We start from the raw sequence: 15117 nt of genomic DNA, 5'->3' as shown, positions 1-15117 counted from the left end.
TGGCTGCCAGCACAGCCCGCTGACTTTCCAACCCGCTCACGCCAGACCAACGAACCACCGAGCGGAAAGCCACGAGTTAAAGATCTGCACGCCCTAAGACGTTCCGGCGCGGCATCCGCGACCGCTACGACCGGCTCGACCGGGAACGCCGCGCACTCGACGCGGAACTGCACGAGTGCCAGCAGAGGGCCGCCGCCGGTACATCGGACCGGAATGCGGCGCTGATCACCCTGCTGCCCCAGCTCGGCACCCGGCTGAGCGCCCTCCCCGAAGAAGCCCAGCGACAGCTCTACGACGCCTACCGGCTGGAAGTCCGCTACACACGCCCCCGGCGCGAGATCCAGATCCAAGTGACCATCCCGGCCGCGACCGCCACCGATCTGGCGGAGCTGACGACACGTACGGTCGCCCCGCTGGCCGCCCGTACGGGCATTGACCAGCCATGTTTGGAGCGCCCCCGGCAGGACTCGAACCTGCGGCCAAGCGCTTAGAAGGCGCCTGCTCTATCCACTGAGCTACGGGGGCCGGTGTGACGGTCTCGTACAGCTGAAGCCCCGGGCTCGGTGGTGCCGTGACCTTGCCGGGGACAAGGATAGGGCTTCGTGCACCTCGTCCCGGTTGCTTCACCTCCGTGACACGTTGTGGAGGTTCGGTGAAGCGGTCCCGATAATCGCAGGCAGGTACGAATTCTGCATCGTTTTTCACGCCTCAGGCGGCGGGTGTTGTGTACTCGTTATGCCTGAGCCCCACTCGCCACGCCTCGCGCACCGATGGCCATACGCTTCAAAAACCCAACGAAATTGGGCATTCTGCACATGTGGCGACCTTGGACGTACGGCCCCGACTGCTCGACGCGCTGTCCGCACTGCGTGACCGTGTAGACGCCGCACGCTTCCCGCTCCCCCTTCCCGGCGCCGCCCGCGCGCGCCTCAGCCGTGTCGAGCTGTTGGCGCAGCTCGACGACTACCTGGTGCCCCGGCTGCGGGCCCCCGAAGCGCCGCTGCTCGCCGTCGTCGGGGGCTCCACGGGGGCCGGGAAGTCCACTCTCGTCAACTCGCTCGTCGGGCGGCGGGTCACGGCGGCGGGAGTGTTGCGGCCGACCACGCGTACGCCCGTACTGGTGTGCCACCCCGACGACCACCACTGGTTCGCGGGGCTGCGGGTCCTGCCGCAGCTGAGCCGGGTCTGGATGCCCGCACAGGACACGGCGGCCTCCTACGCGCGCGGGGAGGGGCGGAGGCGGGAGCCGGGGCCGGAAGAGGGCGGCGAGGGTGCGTACGAGGAGGACGGCGCGCCGCCTGCCCTGCGCATCGAGGCCGATGACGCCCTGCCCCGCGGCCTCGCCCTCCTCGACGCCCCCGACATCGACTCCCTCGTCACCCGCAACCGCGAGCTCGCCGCCGAGCTGATCTGCGCCGCCGACGTCTGGGTGCTCGTCACCACCGCCTCCCGGTACGCCGACGCCGTGCCCTGGCACCTGCTGCGCACCGCCAAGGAGTACGACGTGACGCTCGTCACCGTCCTGGATCGGGTGCCCCACCAGGTCGCGGCCGACGTGTCGCGGCAGTACGCCTCGATGCTGTCCGCCGCCGGGCTCGGCTCCGTCCCCCGCTTCACCATCCCCGAACTCCCCGAGTCCGCGGGCGGCGGCAGCGGGCTCCTGCCCGCCACCGCCGTCGCCGCGCTGCGCGCCTGGCTCACCCACCGCGCCCAGGACCCCGAGGCCCGTACGGCAGCCGCGGCCCGTACCGCCGCCGGAGTCGTCGCCTCGTTGCGGTCCCGGATGCCCGCCCTCGCCGGAGCCTCAGCCGCCCAGCACGCGGCCGCCGTGCGGCTGATGCAACGCGTCGAGGGGGCGTACGAGGCGGCCGGCGAACGCGTGCGGCGGGAGATCGCGGCCGGCGAGACGCTCGCGGGCGACGCGCTGACCCACTGGCACAGCCACCCCCGGGACAGCACCCCTGGAGAGCTCCTCGCCGCTCTCACCGAGTCCCTGGCCGCGCTCCTGTGCTGTTCCACCGCCGCCGCCGACGAGCACGTGGAGGAGGCCGGAGCGCTCCCCAAGGGGGCAGCCGCGGCCTCCTCCGCGCTCGCGCCCCGCGACCCGCGCGGCGCCGCGGACCGCGTCGGCGTCGCCGTCCGGCGCTGGCGGCGGTGCGTGGAGGAGGCCGCGGAGGAAGAGGTACGAGCCGCCGAGCGGCCGGTCGCCGCCGACCCTGAACAGGTCGCCGCCCTGCTCGCCGCCGCGCTCCTGGGGGGCCGTCGTGCCCGTACGGCCGGCGAGACGCTCGCCGAGACGCTGGGCGCGCAGGGCGCCCTGCGGCTGCGCGACCGCGGCGGCGAACTGCTCGCCGACTGCCTCGCACGCGTCCTCGACACGGAACGGGACCTGCGGCTCGCGCCCCTCGACGCGCTCGCCGTCGCGCCGGAGCACCAGTCCGAGCTGATCGCCGCCCTGTCCGTACTGCAGAAGGAGAGGTGACCCCCGGTGACCGCGAACCCGCCCCGGCCCGCCGCCGATGACGACAACGGCGGCGACGGCTTCGGCCTCGCCCCTGAAGGCGACGGTTTCAGCCTTGCCCCTGGCGGCGACGGTTTCGGCCTCGCCCCTGAATCCGGCACAGCCTCCCCAGTCCCCCTCGTGCCGCCGCTCGTGATGCGTCGGGCCTCTTGGGACGACGGGCTGATCGCGCGCCGCGCACAGGGACCCGGCGCGCAGGCCCCCAGCGCTACGGGCGATGGCGCGCGGCAGCGAGCCGGGCGCGGCGCGGGGGCGGATTCCGCACCGCCGGGCGTCCAGGGCTGGGAGCACAAGGAGTACACGGCGGACTACGGGGGCCACGAGGGCTACGGGGATTACGCGGTTTATGGGGACGGGGCAGACGCGCGCGGCATCGCGCCGCACGCCTCCGGCGCACCCCGGCCGACTGCCCCCGCGTTCCCCGTCGCCAGGACCGATTTCGGTGCCCTACGGCCCCGCCTCGACGCACTGCGCGAACTCGTCGGGCTGTCCCGGACGCGACTGGACCGGCGGACCCTGGCCGAGGCCGGCCGGGTCCTGGAGGAGGCCGCCGCGCGGCAGCGGCACTCCCTGGACCACACGGTGGTGGCCCTGGCCGGAGCCACCGGCAGCGGAAAGTCGACGCTCTTCAACTGCCTCGCCGGCGCCCGGCTCTCCGAGGCGGGGGTGCGCCGGCCCACCACCTGCGCGCCCCTGGCGTGCGCCTGGACCGACCACGCGGGCGGGCTCCTGGACCGGCTCCGCATCCCGGCCGAGGCGCGGTTGCGGCCGCCGCGGCCGTACGACCCGGAGATGCGCGGGCTCGTGCTCGTCGACCTGCCCGACCACGATTCGGCCGCCTCGGACCACCGCGAACAGGTGGACCGGCTGCTGGGGCTGGTGGACGCGGTGATCTGGGTGGTCGACCCGGAGAAGTACGCGGACGCGGTGCTGCACGAGCGCTATCTGCGGCCGCTGGCCGGCTACGCCGAGGTGACGTTCGTCGTCCTCAACCAGGTGGACCGGCTGCCCGGGGACGCCGCCGACCACGTGCTGGACGACCTGCGGCGGCTGCTGGACGAGGACGGGCTGGCGCTCGGCGAGCACGGCGACCCGGGCGCGGCCGTACTGGCGCTGTCCGCGCTCACGGGGGAAGGCGTCGGCGAGCTGCGCGAGCTGCTGGGGCAGTTCGCCGCCGTGCGCGGCGCCGCCGAGCGGCGGCTGGCCGCGGACGTGGACGGCGCGGCGGAGCGCCTGCGGTCCGCGTACGTCGCGCAGGGGCGTGCGGGGCTCACGGAGGCGGCGCGCGCGGAGTTCGAGGAGCGGCTGGCCGAGGCGGTGGGCGCGGCGGCGGCCGGGCAGGCCGCGGAACGGGCCTGGCTGCGCGCCGCCGGGCGGGCCTGCGGGACACCGTGGGCGCGGGCCCGCCGCCGGTACGGGCGTCGGCAGGCGGCGGCCCAGGCGGGCGCCGGGGGCTGTACGGCCGGTGGCGTCGGCGGAGTCGGCAGCGCCAGCGATGTCGGCGGTTCCGCCGAGGGCCACCGGACCGGCGGCATCGGCGGGCGCCGGCGGAATCGGTCGGGCGGCGAGCCGCGGGGCGGCCGAGTCGGCGCCGGAGGCGCGTCCCGGCCCACGGCGGGGCCGAGGACGCATGTGCCGCGCCCCGCCGGACAGCCGTCGCGCACGGCGTCGCGGCCCATGGTCGAGCAGGCCGTACGGACCTTGGTGCACGGGGCGGCCGAGGGGCTGCCCGCTCCCTGGGCACAGGCCGTGCGCGAGGCGGCCGGGCGCGGCGCCGAAGGGCTGGCGGAGGCGCTGGACGAGGTGGGAGCGGCAGGCCGTGCCAGAGGCGCTGCGGAGGCCAAGAGAGCTGAAAGCGCCAGAGGTGAGGGGAACGCCGAAGACGCTGGTGGGGTCAAGGGCGGTGCCGCCGTTCGTACGGGCCGGGGCCCGGCCGACGGCGGGGCGAGGCCGTCCGTGCGGCCGGGGTGGTGGGCTGTGGCCGCCGCTGGGCAATGGGTGCTGTTCGGCCTTCACGTGGTCGGTGCGCTCTGGCTGCTCGGGGCGGTCGTGGGCTGGATCGGCGGCGAATGGTGGGTGCCCGCAGCGGTTCTGACGGGTGGTGGACTCGGCGGGCCCGTACTGGCGGCCGGCTGCCGGGTCGCGGCGCGGGGCCCGGCACGGGGGTACGGGCTGGACGCCGAACGGCGCCTGCGGAACGCGGCCGCCGGGTGCGGACGGGCGCGGGTGCTGGAGCCGGTCGCCGCCGAGCTGCTGCGCTATCGGGAGGTGCGGGAGCAGTACGTCATCGCGGCGGGTCCGGGGACGGCTGTGGGCGGCGTGTGAGGGCTGTTCCCTCGTGTGGTCTGTGCGCCCGTTCCGCCTGCCCCACCCGTATCGCCCGTCCCGTCCGCCCTGTCCATCCCGCTCGTCTCGCCCATCCTGCCCGTCCCGTCCGTATCCCCGTGCACTAGGCACCTCTGCTGTTTTTGCGGCCCGTGACGCCTCTGTGGCCCCTGTGAGTGAGCGAGTTGTTCACAATCGGCCTCTTCGTCCACAGGCCTCAGCGGGATTTCGCGAGTGCGGGCAGCATGAATGCACGAGATACGAGGAGCCAACGGGGGCGGTCGGGATGAATGAAGCACTGGTGACGGTCGTGGGAAATGTGGCCACGGCGCCGGACTTCAAGCAGGCGGCGACGGGGGCGGCGGTGTCGCGGTTCCGGCTGGCCTCCACGGTGCGGCGCTTCGACCGGGGGCGCGGCGAGTGGGTCGACGGTTCCACGAGTTTCTACACGGTGTGGGCGTGGCGGTCGCTCGCGTCGAATGTGGTGGCATCGGTTTCGGTGGGGGAACCGGTCGTGGTCCAGGGGAAGTTGCGTATCCAGCAGGGGGATCGCGACGGCAAGCGATGGCTTTCGGCGGACATCGAGGCCGTGGCCATCGGACACGACCTCGCGCGCGGCACCTCGGCGTTCCGGCGCGTAGCACCCGCGAAACCATTGCGAGTTGAACGAAATGGTCCGCCGGGCGATACGGAACCAGCAGTTCCGAGCGCGGCCTCGGTTGCGGTCGCGGGCGGGGTCGCTGACGCCCGATCAGCGGAAATGACGGGAGCGATTCCGGGTGAGATGCCGGAAATGGCCATGCATGCGAATGGCCTCAATTGGTAGGTGGGGTCCATCGCGACGGGCGCTGAGGGTAGGTCAACATCCGTCTGAAATGGGGGATTTGCCCCGTGGATTTGTCGATAATCCCAGGTCGCAGGGGTCTTCGCTGATAACGATTCCGATTCGGATCGGTTATACGAAGGTATGAGTGGGGACCAAGGTGCGCTCTATCCCTAGGATTCCGTTTCGTACCAACGGGGGCTCCTGAGTTTTGAGTTCGCTGGCGAGGCGCAACCAATTGATCTGCGCTCGCCCGGAGGGGAAATCCATGATTTCTGTAAAAAGGCGGGTTCCCGCCCGTCTTGCTGCCGCGACCCTGGCGTCCGGCCTGGTCGCGGCGGGTGCGATGGCCGCGGCCGGTCCGGCCGTCGCGGACGAGGTGCCCCAGAACCAGGGTGGCGGTGCCACCGCCACACTCGGCGGGCTGACGACCTCCGGCAAGGCGGTCGTGCATGACAAGGGTGAGAGCTGGGGCATTGAGGCCGGCCTCTTCCGCATGAAGGTGAGCGAAGGCGGCGACTTTCAGTCGTACTGCATCGACATCCACAACCCGACACAGAGCGGAGCGCAGTACAAGGAGACCGACTGGGAGCAGTCCTCGCTCCACAACAACCAGGATGCGGGCAAGATCCTCTGGATTCTGGAGCACTCCTACCCGCACGTGAACGACCTCACCAAGCTCGCCAAGAGCTCCGGCGTGGACTCGCTCACCGAGGACCAGGCCGCCGCCGGCACCCAGGTGGCGATCTGGCGCTACTCGGACCACGTGAAGGTCGACGCGAAGGACAAGAGCGCCGAGAAGCTGGCGGACTACCTCACCAAGAACGCCGAGAAGGTCGAGGAGCCCAAGCCGTCCCTCACCCTCACGCCGAACGCGGTCTCCGGCAAGTCGGGCCAGAAGCTCGGCCCGATCACGGTGCACACCAACGCGAAGAACGTGACCGTGGCCGCGGCGGGTGACGCCGCCACCAAGGGCGTCAAGGTCGTCGACAAGACCGGCAAGCCCATCACCGGCGCCGTCAACGGCAGCCAGCTGTTCTTCGACGTGCCGGCCGGCACCGCCGACGGCTCCACGTCGCTGACCGCCACGGCCACCACCCAGGTGCCGATCGGGCGCGCCTTCACCGGCATCGGCAAGTACGCCAAGAGCCAGACCCAGATCCTGGCCGGTTCCACCGCGAGCAACGTCTCCGCCCCGGCCACCGCGAACTGGGCGAAGAAGGGCGCCATACCGGCGGTCACCGCCAAGAAGGACTGCGTCAAGGGCGGCGTGAACGTCACGGCGACCAACCAGGGCGACGAGGCGTTCACCTTCACCCTGGGCGGCAAGAAGTACACCGTGCAGCCCGGCAAGTCCGAGACCGCCTTCGTGAAGGTGGCCGAGGACCAGGCGTACAAGTTCACGATCAACGGCCCGAACGGCTTCTCCAAGACGTTCTCCGGCGTCCTGGACTGCCAGACCTCGGGCACCGGGTCGACCGGCGGCGGCAGCCACACCCCTGCCCCGTCCTCGCACCCGAGCCCGGCGTCGGCCGGCGGTTCCACCGGTTCCGGTTCCACCTCCTCCACCGGCGGCTCCAGCACCACGAGCGGCGGTGACCTCGCCGAGACCGGCAGCAGCAGTGCCACCCCGGTGATCGCGAGCGTCGCGGCCGGCCTGGTCGTGGTCGGCGGCGGAGCGGTGTTCCTGCTCCGCAAGAAGAAGGCGGGCGCGGCCGGCCAGTAAGCCGATCGTCACCCTCTGAACACGGCTGAACACCGCGGCCCCGGAGCGTCAAGGCGCTCCGGGGCCGCGGCGCCGTTACTGGTTTCCGCCCGAGGGCGGCCGTACGGCAAGATGGTGTGTATCTCTGCCCGCTCATCGATTGCCGGACGGTTTCTCTTGGCTGAGTACATCTACACGATGCGCAAGACGCGCAAGGCGCACGGCGACAAGGTCATCCTCGATGACGTGACGCTGAGCTTCCTGCCCGGTGCGAAGATCGGTGTGGTCGGCCCCAACGGCGCCGGTAAGTCCACCGTCCTCAAGATCATGGCGGGGTTGGAGCAGCCCTCCAACGGCGACGCGTTCCTCTCGCCCGGCTACACCGTGGGCATGCTCCTCCAGGAGCCGCCGCTGGACGAGTCCAAGACCGTGCTGGAGAACGTCCAGGACGGCGCGGCCGACACCATGGCCAAGCTCAGGCGGTTCAACGAGGTCGCCGAGCTGATGGCGACCGACTACTCCGACGATCTGCTCGACGAGATGGGCAAGCTCCAGGAGCAGCTCGACCACGCCAACGCCTGGGACCTCGACACCCAGCTCGAACAGGCCATGGACGCCCTCGGCTGCCCGCCCGGCGACTGGCCCGTCACCAACCTCTCCGGCGGTGAGAAGCGCCGCGTCGCGCTCTGCAAGCTGCTCCTTGAGGCGCCCGATCTGCTGCTCCTCGACGAGCCCACCAACCACCTGGACGCCGAGTCCGTGCAGTGGCTGGAGCAGCACCTCGCGAAGTACCCCGGCACCGTCGTCGCCGTCACCCACGACCGGTACTTTCTCGACCACGTCGCCGGCTGGATCCTGGAGCTCGACCGCGGCCGCGCGATCGGCTACGAGGGCAACTACTCCACGTACCTGGAGACCAAGCAGACCCGTCTGAAGGTCGAGGGCCAGAAGGACGCCAAGCGCGCCAAGCGGCTCAAGGAAGAGCTGGAGTGGGTCCGCTCCAACGCCAAGGGGCGGCAGGCCAAGTCCAAGGCGCGCCTGGCCCGCTACGAGGAGATGGCGGCCGAGGCCGACAAGATGCGGAAGCTGGACTTCGAGGAGATCCAGATTCCGCCGGGCCCGCGCCTGGGCTCCGTCGTCGTCGAGGTCAGCAACCTCTCGAAGGCGTTCGGCGACAAGGTCCTCATCGACGACCTGTCCTTCACGCTGCCGCGCAACGGCATCGTGGGCATCATCGGCCCGAACGGCGCCGGCAAGACCACGCTGTTCAAGATGCTCCAGGGCCTGGAGACCCCGGACTCCGGCACGATCAAGATCGGCGACACCGTCAAGGTCAGCTACGTCGACCAGAGCCGCGCCAACATCGACCCCAAGAAGACGCTGTGGGCCGTCGTCTCCGACGAGCTCGACTACATCAACGTCGGCCAGGTCGAGATGCCCTCCCGCGCGTACGTCAGCGCCTTCGGCTTCAAGGGTCCGGACCAGCAGAAGCCCGCGGGCGTCCTCTCCGGCGGCGAGCGCAACCGCCTCAACCTGGCGCTCACCCTCAAGGAGGGCGGCAACCTGCTGCTCCTCGACGAGCCGACGAACGACCTCGACGTCGAGACCCTCTCCTCGCTGGAGAACGCGCTGCTGGAGTTCCCCGGCGCCGCGGTGGTCATCTCCCACGACCGCTGGTTCCTCGACCGGGTCGCCACCCACATCCTCGCCTACGAGGGCGAGTCCAAGTGGTACTGGTTCGAGGGCAACTTCGAGTCGTACGAGAAGAACAAGATCGACCGGCTCGGCGCCGACGCGGCTCGCCCGCACCGCGCCACCTACAAGAAGCTGACCCGGGGCTGACCGTGGCGCGCCATCTCTACTCCTGCCCCATGCGCTGGTCCGACATGGACGCCTTCGGCCATGTGAACAACGCCGTCTTCGTCCGCTATCTGGAAGAGGCGCGGATCGACTTCATGTGGCGGCTCGCGCCGGGGGAGGGGAGCGCCTCGTTCACAGGCGGTTCCGTCGTGGCCCGGCACGAGATCAACTACCTGCGCCCGCTGGTGCACCGGCATGCCCCGGTGACCGTCGAGACGTGGGTGACGAAGATAACCGCGGCTTCCATGACCGTCGCGTACGAGGTCAAGGACGACGACGAGGTGTACGTACGGGCCTCGACCGTCGTCGTCCCCTACGACCTGGAAGCGGGCAGGCCGCGGCGGATCACCGCGGAGGAGAAGGCGTTCCTGGAGGCGTACCAGGACCAGCCGGGCGAGGCACCGGGGGAGGCCGTCGCGGCATGACGGCGCCCGAGCAGCGGCTGCGGTTCGCCGACGCCGGGGAGGCGGCCGACCTGGCCGCCTTCCTGGCCAGGCTGATCCACTACGACCGGGCGGCCGCTGTGCGCCTCCAGGCGGGCGGCGGACCGGACGGCGGGGCCCTCGCGGTCTTCGGCCGCCCGCCGTCCTTCGAGGTGCTCGCCATTCGCACGGCCCGGCTCGCGCCCGCCCCCGCGCCGGGGCCCGCGGGCGGGCCGCTGGACCGCACCGTCTCGGCGGGGCAGCTCGCGGACGCGCTGGACGCCGCCACGGCGGCGGACGGCGACGTACCCGAGGCCGCGGACGTCGACGTGCCCGAGGCCGTCACCGGCCCGCCGTGGGCCGGGGTGCTGCCGCCGCGCGGCGGCTGGCGGCGCGTCGAGGGGCTGCCGGGCACGGACGAGGTGCGGGCGGCCGTCGCCGCCGCCGTCGCCGAGTTCCGCGCGCGCGACGAGGCGCTCCCGCAGGAGCTGCGCACGCGCGCCGAGCGCGACCGCATCGGCCGCGAGATCTGGTCGCGGACCCTCGGCGGGACGGGGCTGCCGCTGCGCGCCGTGCACGCCGCGCAGTCGCTGGGCTTCCTGCGGCCCGCGGAGCCCGCGGGCGAGCCCGTACGGCCGGGGGAGCCCGAACGGCCCGCACCAGCGGGCCTGCCCACGCCCCGTACGTCCGTCAGCAGGGCCCGTAGCGGGGCGACAGCCGTCGTGGACGAGCCTCTGACGCTGTTCGCCGCGGGCGGCTGGCTGCGGCTGCGGACCCCTTACGGCTCGGTGGCGCTCCGCACGGGCGGCGCCGCGAGCGGGCTCGCGGGCCTCACCGTCACCCCCGCCTGAGACCCGGCGGGGACGGCAGGCCCGGGCAGGGACCGGAGGCCGCGTCGGCCCTTGTCAGCCCTCAGAGTTGATCATGGATGCGGCGGCGTACGTGAGGTAGTCCCACAGCTGCGTCTCATGCTCCTCGGCGAGGCCGAGCCGGTCGACGGCCGCGCGCATGTGGCCCAGCCACGCGTCATGCGCGGCGCGGTCCACGGTGAACGGCGCGTGCCGCATACGCAGCCGCGGATGGCCTCGGTTGTCGCTGTACGTGCGAGGGCCGCCCCAGTACTGCATGAGGAACAGCGCGAAGCGCTCCTCGGCCGGTCCGAGATCCTCCTCCGGGTACATCGGCCGGAGCAGCGGGTCCTCGGCGACCCCCTGGTAGAAGTAGTGCACCAGGCGCCGGAAGGTCTCCTCGCCGCCGACCTGCTCGTAGAAGGTCTGCTCCTGAAGCGTGCCGCGCGGAATCTTGTTCACCTCTTCATGGTCTCAGACGCCGCGGCCGAGGACCGGCGATCTAGGACTCCTGTGCGAAACGACGCGAGGCCGAGAGAAGCCGTGGGACGAGCGGTTCGCGTCCAGTGGTCGCGTGAGCGCGAGCCGCGTCGCACAGTGGACACATGGGCGGTACGGACCGGAGTACGGACCTGCGCGCCGGCCTCGTGCGCGAGCTGCTGGCGGGCGGCGCGCTGGCCGATCCCCGGTGGCGGGCCGCGTTCGAGGAGGTCCCGCGCCACCTGTTCGTGCCGTACTTCTACCTGGGCGTCGTCGGCGGGTACGAACGGCTGTGGGGCGAGGACCCCGATCCGTCGCGGCGGGAGCGCTGGCTCACCGAGGCCTATACGGACGCGCCGCTCGCCACCCGGCTTCGCGACGGCGAACTGGTCTCCTCCAGCAGCCAGCCCTCGCTGATGGCCCGGATGCTGGAGTACCTGGACGTACGCGACGGGCACACCGTCCTGGAGATCGGGGCGGGCACCGGCTACAACGCGGCCCTGCTCGCCCACCGGCTCGGGGACCGCAACGTCACGACCGTCGACCTCGACCCGGAGATCACCGAGACCGCCCGGAACCACCTGGCGGCGGCGGGCTGCCGCCCGGCCGTCGTCACCGGGGACGGCGCGCGCGGCTGCCCCGCGCGCGCCCCGTTCGACCGGATCATGGCCACCTGCGCCCTGACGTACGTACCGCCCGCGTGGCCGGCCCAGTGCCGCCCCGACGCCCTTGTGCTCGCCCCGCTCGCCACCGGGCTGATCGCGCTGCGCGTCCTCGACGCCGAGCACGCCGCCGGGTCCTTCCTGGCCACCCCGGCCTACTTCGTGCCGCTGCGCGGCGGCGGCGCGGCCCCGCCGGTCCGCGGGGACGGCCTGCCGCGCCGGCTGCCGCGGAACGACGATTTCCGGTTCCTGCTCGCCCTCACCGCGGGCCGGCTCGACCCCGTCGAGGCCCTGGGAGTGTGGCGGGACACCGGCGAACCGGGGCGCGAGCGCTTCGGCGTGACCGTGCGCGGCGCGCGGCAGTGGGCCTGGCTGGACGATCCGGACGGCCCGTACAACTGGCCGCTGACGCCGACCGGTTGAGGCGTGAGGGTCGCGGAACCCGGCCCCGCCGGGGCCGGGCTCTCAGCCCCGGCGCACCGTGATCGTCGTCCAGGCCCCCACGTGCACCCGGTCGCCCTCCCGGAGCTGCACCGGGACGTACGGCTTGATCGGGTCCTCGGCGCCGTTGAGGGTGGTGCCGTTCGTCGAGCCCTGGTCGACCACCGCCCAGCTGCCGTTCGACTGGTGCACGAGCATGGCGTGCTGGTGGGAGACGCCCGGGTCCTCGGGCGGCCGGGCCAGGTCGATGTCGGGGGACTCGCCGGTGCTGTGGCGGCGGCGGCCGATGGTGACCTGGTGGCCGCTGAGCGGGAGTCGCTGCTCGGGGGAGTACGCGGGCAAGTTGAGCCCGCCGGCCTCGGGGCCGCTGCGGTTCATCATCGCCATGAAGTACTCGCGGTCCGGCGCGATGACGGCGACCCAGCTGTCCGTCGCGCCGGGTGCGCCCTGCTGCTCGTACCCGCTCTGCTCGTACCCGCTCTGTTCGTGCGCGCTGTGGCCGTACGGATCGGAGCCGTACGAATCGGAGCCGTACGGGCCAGGGGCGGGCTGCGGGGCCCCAGGCTGCGCCGGTACCGGCTGACCGGACCCGTACGGGTCGGAGCCGTACGGATCGGGCCGGTACGGATCGGAGCCGGGCGGCGGCTGCGGCGGGGCGAGCGGGGCCGAGCCGCCCCGGTAGCCGCCGCTCTCCGGCGCGAAGTCCGGATCGAACGGCCGGCCGGCGGGCTGGCCGGTGGGCTGGCCAGCCGGCTGACCGGCCGGCCGGCCCGTCGGCTGTCCCGGGAACGGCTGCGGCTCGTACGGAGCCCCCGGCGGAGCCTCGTACGGCGGCCGGGGCGGGCCGGCGGCGGGGGCCTGCGCGTTCGCGTTCGGGAAGTCGTCGCCGGCGGAGGGTTGCGGGGCCTCCGGCGCCGACGCGATCGGCGGGGGCAGCACCCAGTCATCGCCACCGCCTCCGCCACCGCCTCCGCCTCCGCCGAACGCGGGGGCGGGCGGCGGACTCTGTCGCTCCGATTCGGGCTCGGGGTGCAGCGGTTCGGCCGAGCGGTTGATCTGGGAGGGGCGCGAGCCGTGGTACTCGTAACTCTGCGGCGGCTGCGTCTGGTACGGCGTCGGCGGCACCGGCGGCGGGGCCGACTGGAAGCCCGGCGTCGGCGGCGGCGCGTACGAGGCGGGCGTGTGCGAGGACGGCGTGTGCGTCAGGAAGTTGTAGCGGCACTCCTCGCAGAACGGCGCCTGCGGTTCGCGGGGCGTACCGCACCGCGGGCACAGCTCGCCCTGGCCGGCGGCGTCCGGTCCGCCCGCGGGCGGCTGACCGGGGTAGCCGTACCCGCCGCCGGGCGAGCCGTGGGAGCCGGGGGCGGACGGCGGTGTACCGGGAAGCGGCGGCTGGGAGCCCGGCGGGGGCGGGGTGCCGGGCAGGGGCGGTGGCGGCGGGGCGGCGCCTTCGGGCATCGGTGTTCCCGACATCCGGTGGCCGCACACCTCGCACCAGTCCTCGGCCGCCGACTGGTGACCGTTCGGGCAGGTCGGCATGTCGGTTGATTCCCCCTCTTGTGCCGTTTGTTGCCGTTCCGTACTGGCGGTTTCGCCGGGGAGCTCGCCGACGACCGCTACAGCGCTACTTCTTGACGCGAACCGTTTTGGTGGAGCGGGTTTCCAGCGTCATCTCCGCCTCCTCCGTGACCTTCGCCTTCAGTCGCACAGTACCCGTCGCCGCGTCGACGACGTCCACCACCTTCGCAAGCAATTTCGCCGTTCCCTCGTTCCCCGAAGCGCCCGCCAACTGTACGGCGCGGCCCAGTTTCGCCGTCGCTCCGTCGATGTCCCCGGACTTGCGCAGGTGCAGCCCCTGCTGGATGACCTGGGCCAGCTCGGCCTGGCCGGTGTAGTGCGCGACCTGCGGGTTGATCGAGGTCGAGGCGGCCAGGTCGTCCGTCCACACGGCGCGTACCAGCCCCTGCGAGAGCGGCCGCGGGCCGCCGCCGTCGGCGCCCTCGGGCAGTACCAGCGAGACGCGCGCCGCCAGCATCTCCTGGCCGACGCCGGCGTCCGGCACCCGCACGCAGACGTGGTAGTCGCGGGACTCGTCGCCCCACGAACCCGTCGGGTAGTCGCCCGAGCGCGGGCCCGACTCCGTACGCCGCCCCGTCAGCTCCTCGACGGTGGGCGCGACTTGCTTGACGAAGACGATCTCGGCGCCCTGCGGCGTCCACAGCCGGAGGTTGACGTCCCCGACCTCCTTGCCCATCGCCGCCTCCATCATCCGCGTGAAGTCCGCGGCGAGTTCGGCGGGATCGGCGACGATGTCGGCGGAGCCGAGCAGCGCCGAGGCTATCCCCGTGACCTCCTTGACCTCCCAGTCCGTGCCGACGCCACGCGCGTCGCAGGTGAACCGCCCCGCGCACGCGTCCAGGGAGTTGCGCAGGTCCTCCGGCGACTCGTGCTCGTTGCGGCCGTCGGTGAGCAGGATGCCGTGCCGGATCGCGACGTCGGCGGAGCCCAGCAGCCGGTCCGCGAGCCGCAGCCAGGTGCCGATCGCGGTGCCGCCGCCCGCGCTGAGCTTGCGCAGCGCGTCCTTGGCCTGCGCCCGGGTCGCCGCGCTCGCCACCGCGAGCCGGCCGCCGCCCGGGTAGACCTCCTTCGCCTGGTGCGTACCAGCGACGACGGCGAAGGCGACGCCGTCGCGCACTGTCCCCACCGCGGCGGCCGTCGCGTCGCGCGCGTTGCGCATCTTGGCGGGCGGGTAGTCCATCGAACCGGAGCAGTCGACCATGATCACGACGGCCGCGTCCGGGGACCGGTCCGCCGCCCCGTCGCCCGTTCCCGAGCCCGTTCCCGAGGCTGTCCCCGTCCGCGGAGAAGGCACCATCCCGCCGGTGGTGCCGCCGCCCGTGGCGGTGACCGTGACGATCGCGTTCACCTCGCGGCCGCCCTCGGGGAGGTACTCGTTCTGATAGACCTCGACCGAGAACTGCGGCACGTTCGATTTGGAGAAGGTGGCCATCTGATCCGCTCCTCGGCTCT

The 15117-nt window shown here is 72.7% G+C and carries 12 protein-coding genes and 1 tRNA gene; 8 read left to right on the top strand and 5 right to left on the bottom strand.

Features of this window, described 5'->3' with window-relative positions; translation table 11 throughout:
- Both AB0I22_RS18635 and AB0I22_RS18630 read right to left on the bottom strand, forming a co-directional pair.
- Positions 1 to 350 (bottom strand): hypothetical protein (locus AB0I22_RS18635; RefSeq protein ID WP_363131870.1); only part of this gene is annotated, 350 nt, incomplete at its 3' end.
- A 102-nt stretch (positions 351 to 452) separates the two neighbouring features.
- Positions 453 to 525: transfer RNA gene (locus AB0I22_RS18630), tRNA-Arg, on the bottom strand.
- A 301-nt stretch (positions 526 to 826) separates the two neighbouring features.
- Between AB0I22_RS18630 and AB0I22_RS18625 the strand changes: the two genes are divergently transcribed.
- The 7 genes from AB0I22_RS18625 to AB0I22_RS18595 all read left to right on the top strand — a co-directional run bounded on the left by AB0I22_RS18625 (position 827) and on the right by AB0I22_RS18595 (position 10507).
- A complete protein-coding gene (locus AB0I22_RS18625; protein WP_363131884.1) occupies positions 827 to 2482 on the top strand; it encodes a dynamin family protein in 1656 nt (551 codons plus the stop codon).
- 6 nt (positions 2483 to 2488) lie between these two features.
- A complete protein-coding gene (locus tag AB0I22_RS18620; RefSeq protein WP_363131869.1) occupies positions 2489 to 4846 on the top strand; it encodes a YfjP family GTPase in 2358 nt (785 codons plus the stop codon).
- 286 nt (positions 4847 to 5132) lie between these two features.
- Positions 5133 to 5672: a single-stranded DNA-binding protein gene (locus AB0I22_RS18615; protein ID WP_363131868.1), complete on the top strand. Its 540-nt coding sequence runs from the start codon at positions 5133 to 5135 to the stop codon at positions 5670 to 5672.
- Between the two features lie 265 nt (positions 5673 to 5937).
- Positions 5938 to 7395 carry a Cys-Gln thioester bond-forming surface protein gene (locus AB0I22_RS18610; RefSeq protein ID WP_363131867.1) on the top strand — a complete coding sequence of 486 codons (1458 nt, stop codon included), beginning with the start codon at positions 5938 to 5940 and terminating at the stop codon, positions 7393 to 7395.
- Between the two features lie 156 nt (positions 7396 to 7551).
- Entirely contained in the window at positions 7552 to 9216 is a 1665-nt protein-coding gene (gene ettA / locus AB0I22_RS18605; protein WP_363131866.1) for an energy-dependent translational throttle protein EttA, read from the top strand.
- 2 nt (positions 9217 to 9218) lie between these two features.
- Complete coding sequence (locus AB0I22_RS18600) at positions 9219 to 9659, top strand: thioesterase family protein (RefSeq protein WP_363131865.1); 441 nt, start codon at positions 9219 to 9221, stop codon at positions 9657 to 9659.
- Complete coding sequence (locus AB0I22_RS18595) at positions 9656 to 10507, top strand: hypothetical protein (protein WP_363131864.1); 852 nt, start codon at positions 9656 to 9658, stop codon at positions 10505 to 10507. Before AB0I22_RS18600 ends, AB0I22_RS18595 begins: the two co-directional genes overlap by 4 nt.
- A gap of 54 nt (positions 10508 to 10561) precedes the next feature.
- Here AB0I22_RS18595 and AB0I22_RS18590 read toward each other — a convergent pair whose 3' ends face one another.
- The gene (locus tag AB0I22_RS18590; RefSeq protein ID WP_363131863.1) at positions 10562 to 10966 is read right to left on the bottom strand and encodes a globin; all 405 of its coding nucleotides are present in this window, start codon (positions 10964 to 10966) and stop codon (positions 10562 to 10564) included.
- A gap of 143 nt (positions 10967 to 11109) precedes the next feature.
- Between AB0I22_RS18590 and AB0I22_RS18585 the strand changes: the two genes are divergently transcribed.
- Positions 11110 to 12069: a methyltransferase domain-containing protein gene (locus AB0I22_RS18585; protein ID WP_363131862.1), complete on the top strand. Its 960-nt coding sequence runs from the start codon at positions 11110 to 11112 to the stop codon at positions 12067 to 12069.
- Between the two features lie 42 nt (positions 12070 to 12111).
- On the opposite strand, the gene AB0I22_RS18580 is transcribed toward AB0I22_RS18585, so the two are convergent.
- Together AB0I22_RS18580 and AB0I22_RS18575 are read right to left on the bottom strand one after the other, a co-directional pair.
- The gene (locus AB0I22_RS18580) at positions 12112 to 13626 is read right to left on the bottom strand and encodes an FHA domain-containing protein (RefSeq protein WP_363131861.1); all 1515 of its coding nucleotides are present in this window, start codon (positions 13624 to 13626) and stop codon (positions 12112 to 12114) included.
- An 85-nt stretch (positions 13627 to 13711) separates the two neighbouring features.
- On the bottom strand, positions 13712 to 15097 hold the full coding sequence (locus AB0I22_RS18575; protein ID WP_363131860.1) for a VWA domain-containing protein: 1386 nt from the start codon (positions 15095 to 15097) through the stop codon (positions 13712 to 13714).
- Between the last annotated feature and the right edge of the window lie 20 nt (positions 15098 to 15117).

This window comes from Streptomyces sp. NPDC050610, from assembly GCF_040654875.1.
Taxonomy (GTDB): domain Bacteria; phylum Actinomycetota; class Actinomycetes; order Streptomycetales; family Streptomycetaceae; genus Streptomyces.
This window is presented reverse-complemented; position numbering and strand designations above follow the sequence as displayed.

Bases quoted from the DNA above. Each gene is read 5' to 3' on its own strand.
- AB0I22_RS18615 (WP_363131868.1), top strand. From the start codon at position 5,133: ATGAATGAAGCACTGGTGACGGTCGTGGGAAATGTGGCCACGGCGCCG.
- AB0I22_RS18610 (WP_363131867.1), top strand. From the start codon at position 5,938: ATGATTTCTGTAAAAAGGCGGGTTCCCGCCCGTCTTGCTGCCGCGACC.
- AB0I22_RS18595 (WP_363131864.1), top strand. From the start codon at position 9,656: ATGACGGCGCCCGAGCAGCGGCTGCGGTTCGCCGACGCCGGGGAGGCG.
- AB0I22_RS18585 (WP_363131862.1), top strand. From the start codon at position 11,110: ATGGGCGGTACGGACCGGAGTACGGACCTGCGCGCCGGCCTCGTGCGC.
- AB0I22_RS18580 (WP_363131861.1), bottom strand. From the start codon at position 13,626: ATGCCGACCTGCCCGAACGGTCACCAGTCGGCGGCCGAGGACTGGTGC.
- AB0I22_RS18575 (WP_363131860.1), bottom strand. From the start codon at position 15,097: ATGGCCACCTTCTCCAAATCGAACGTGCCGCAGTTCTCGGTCGAGGTC.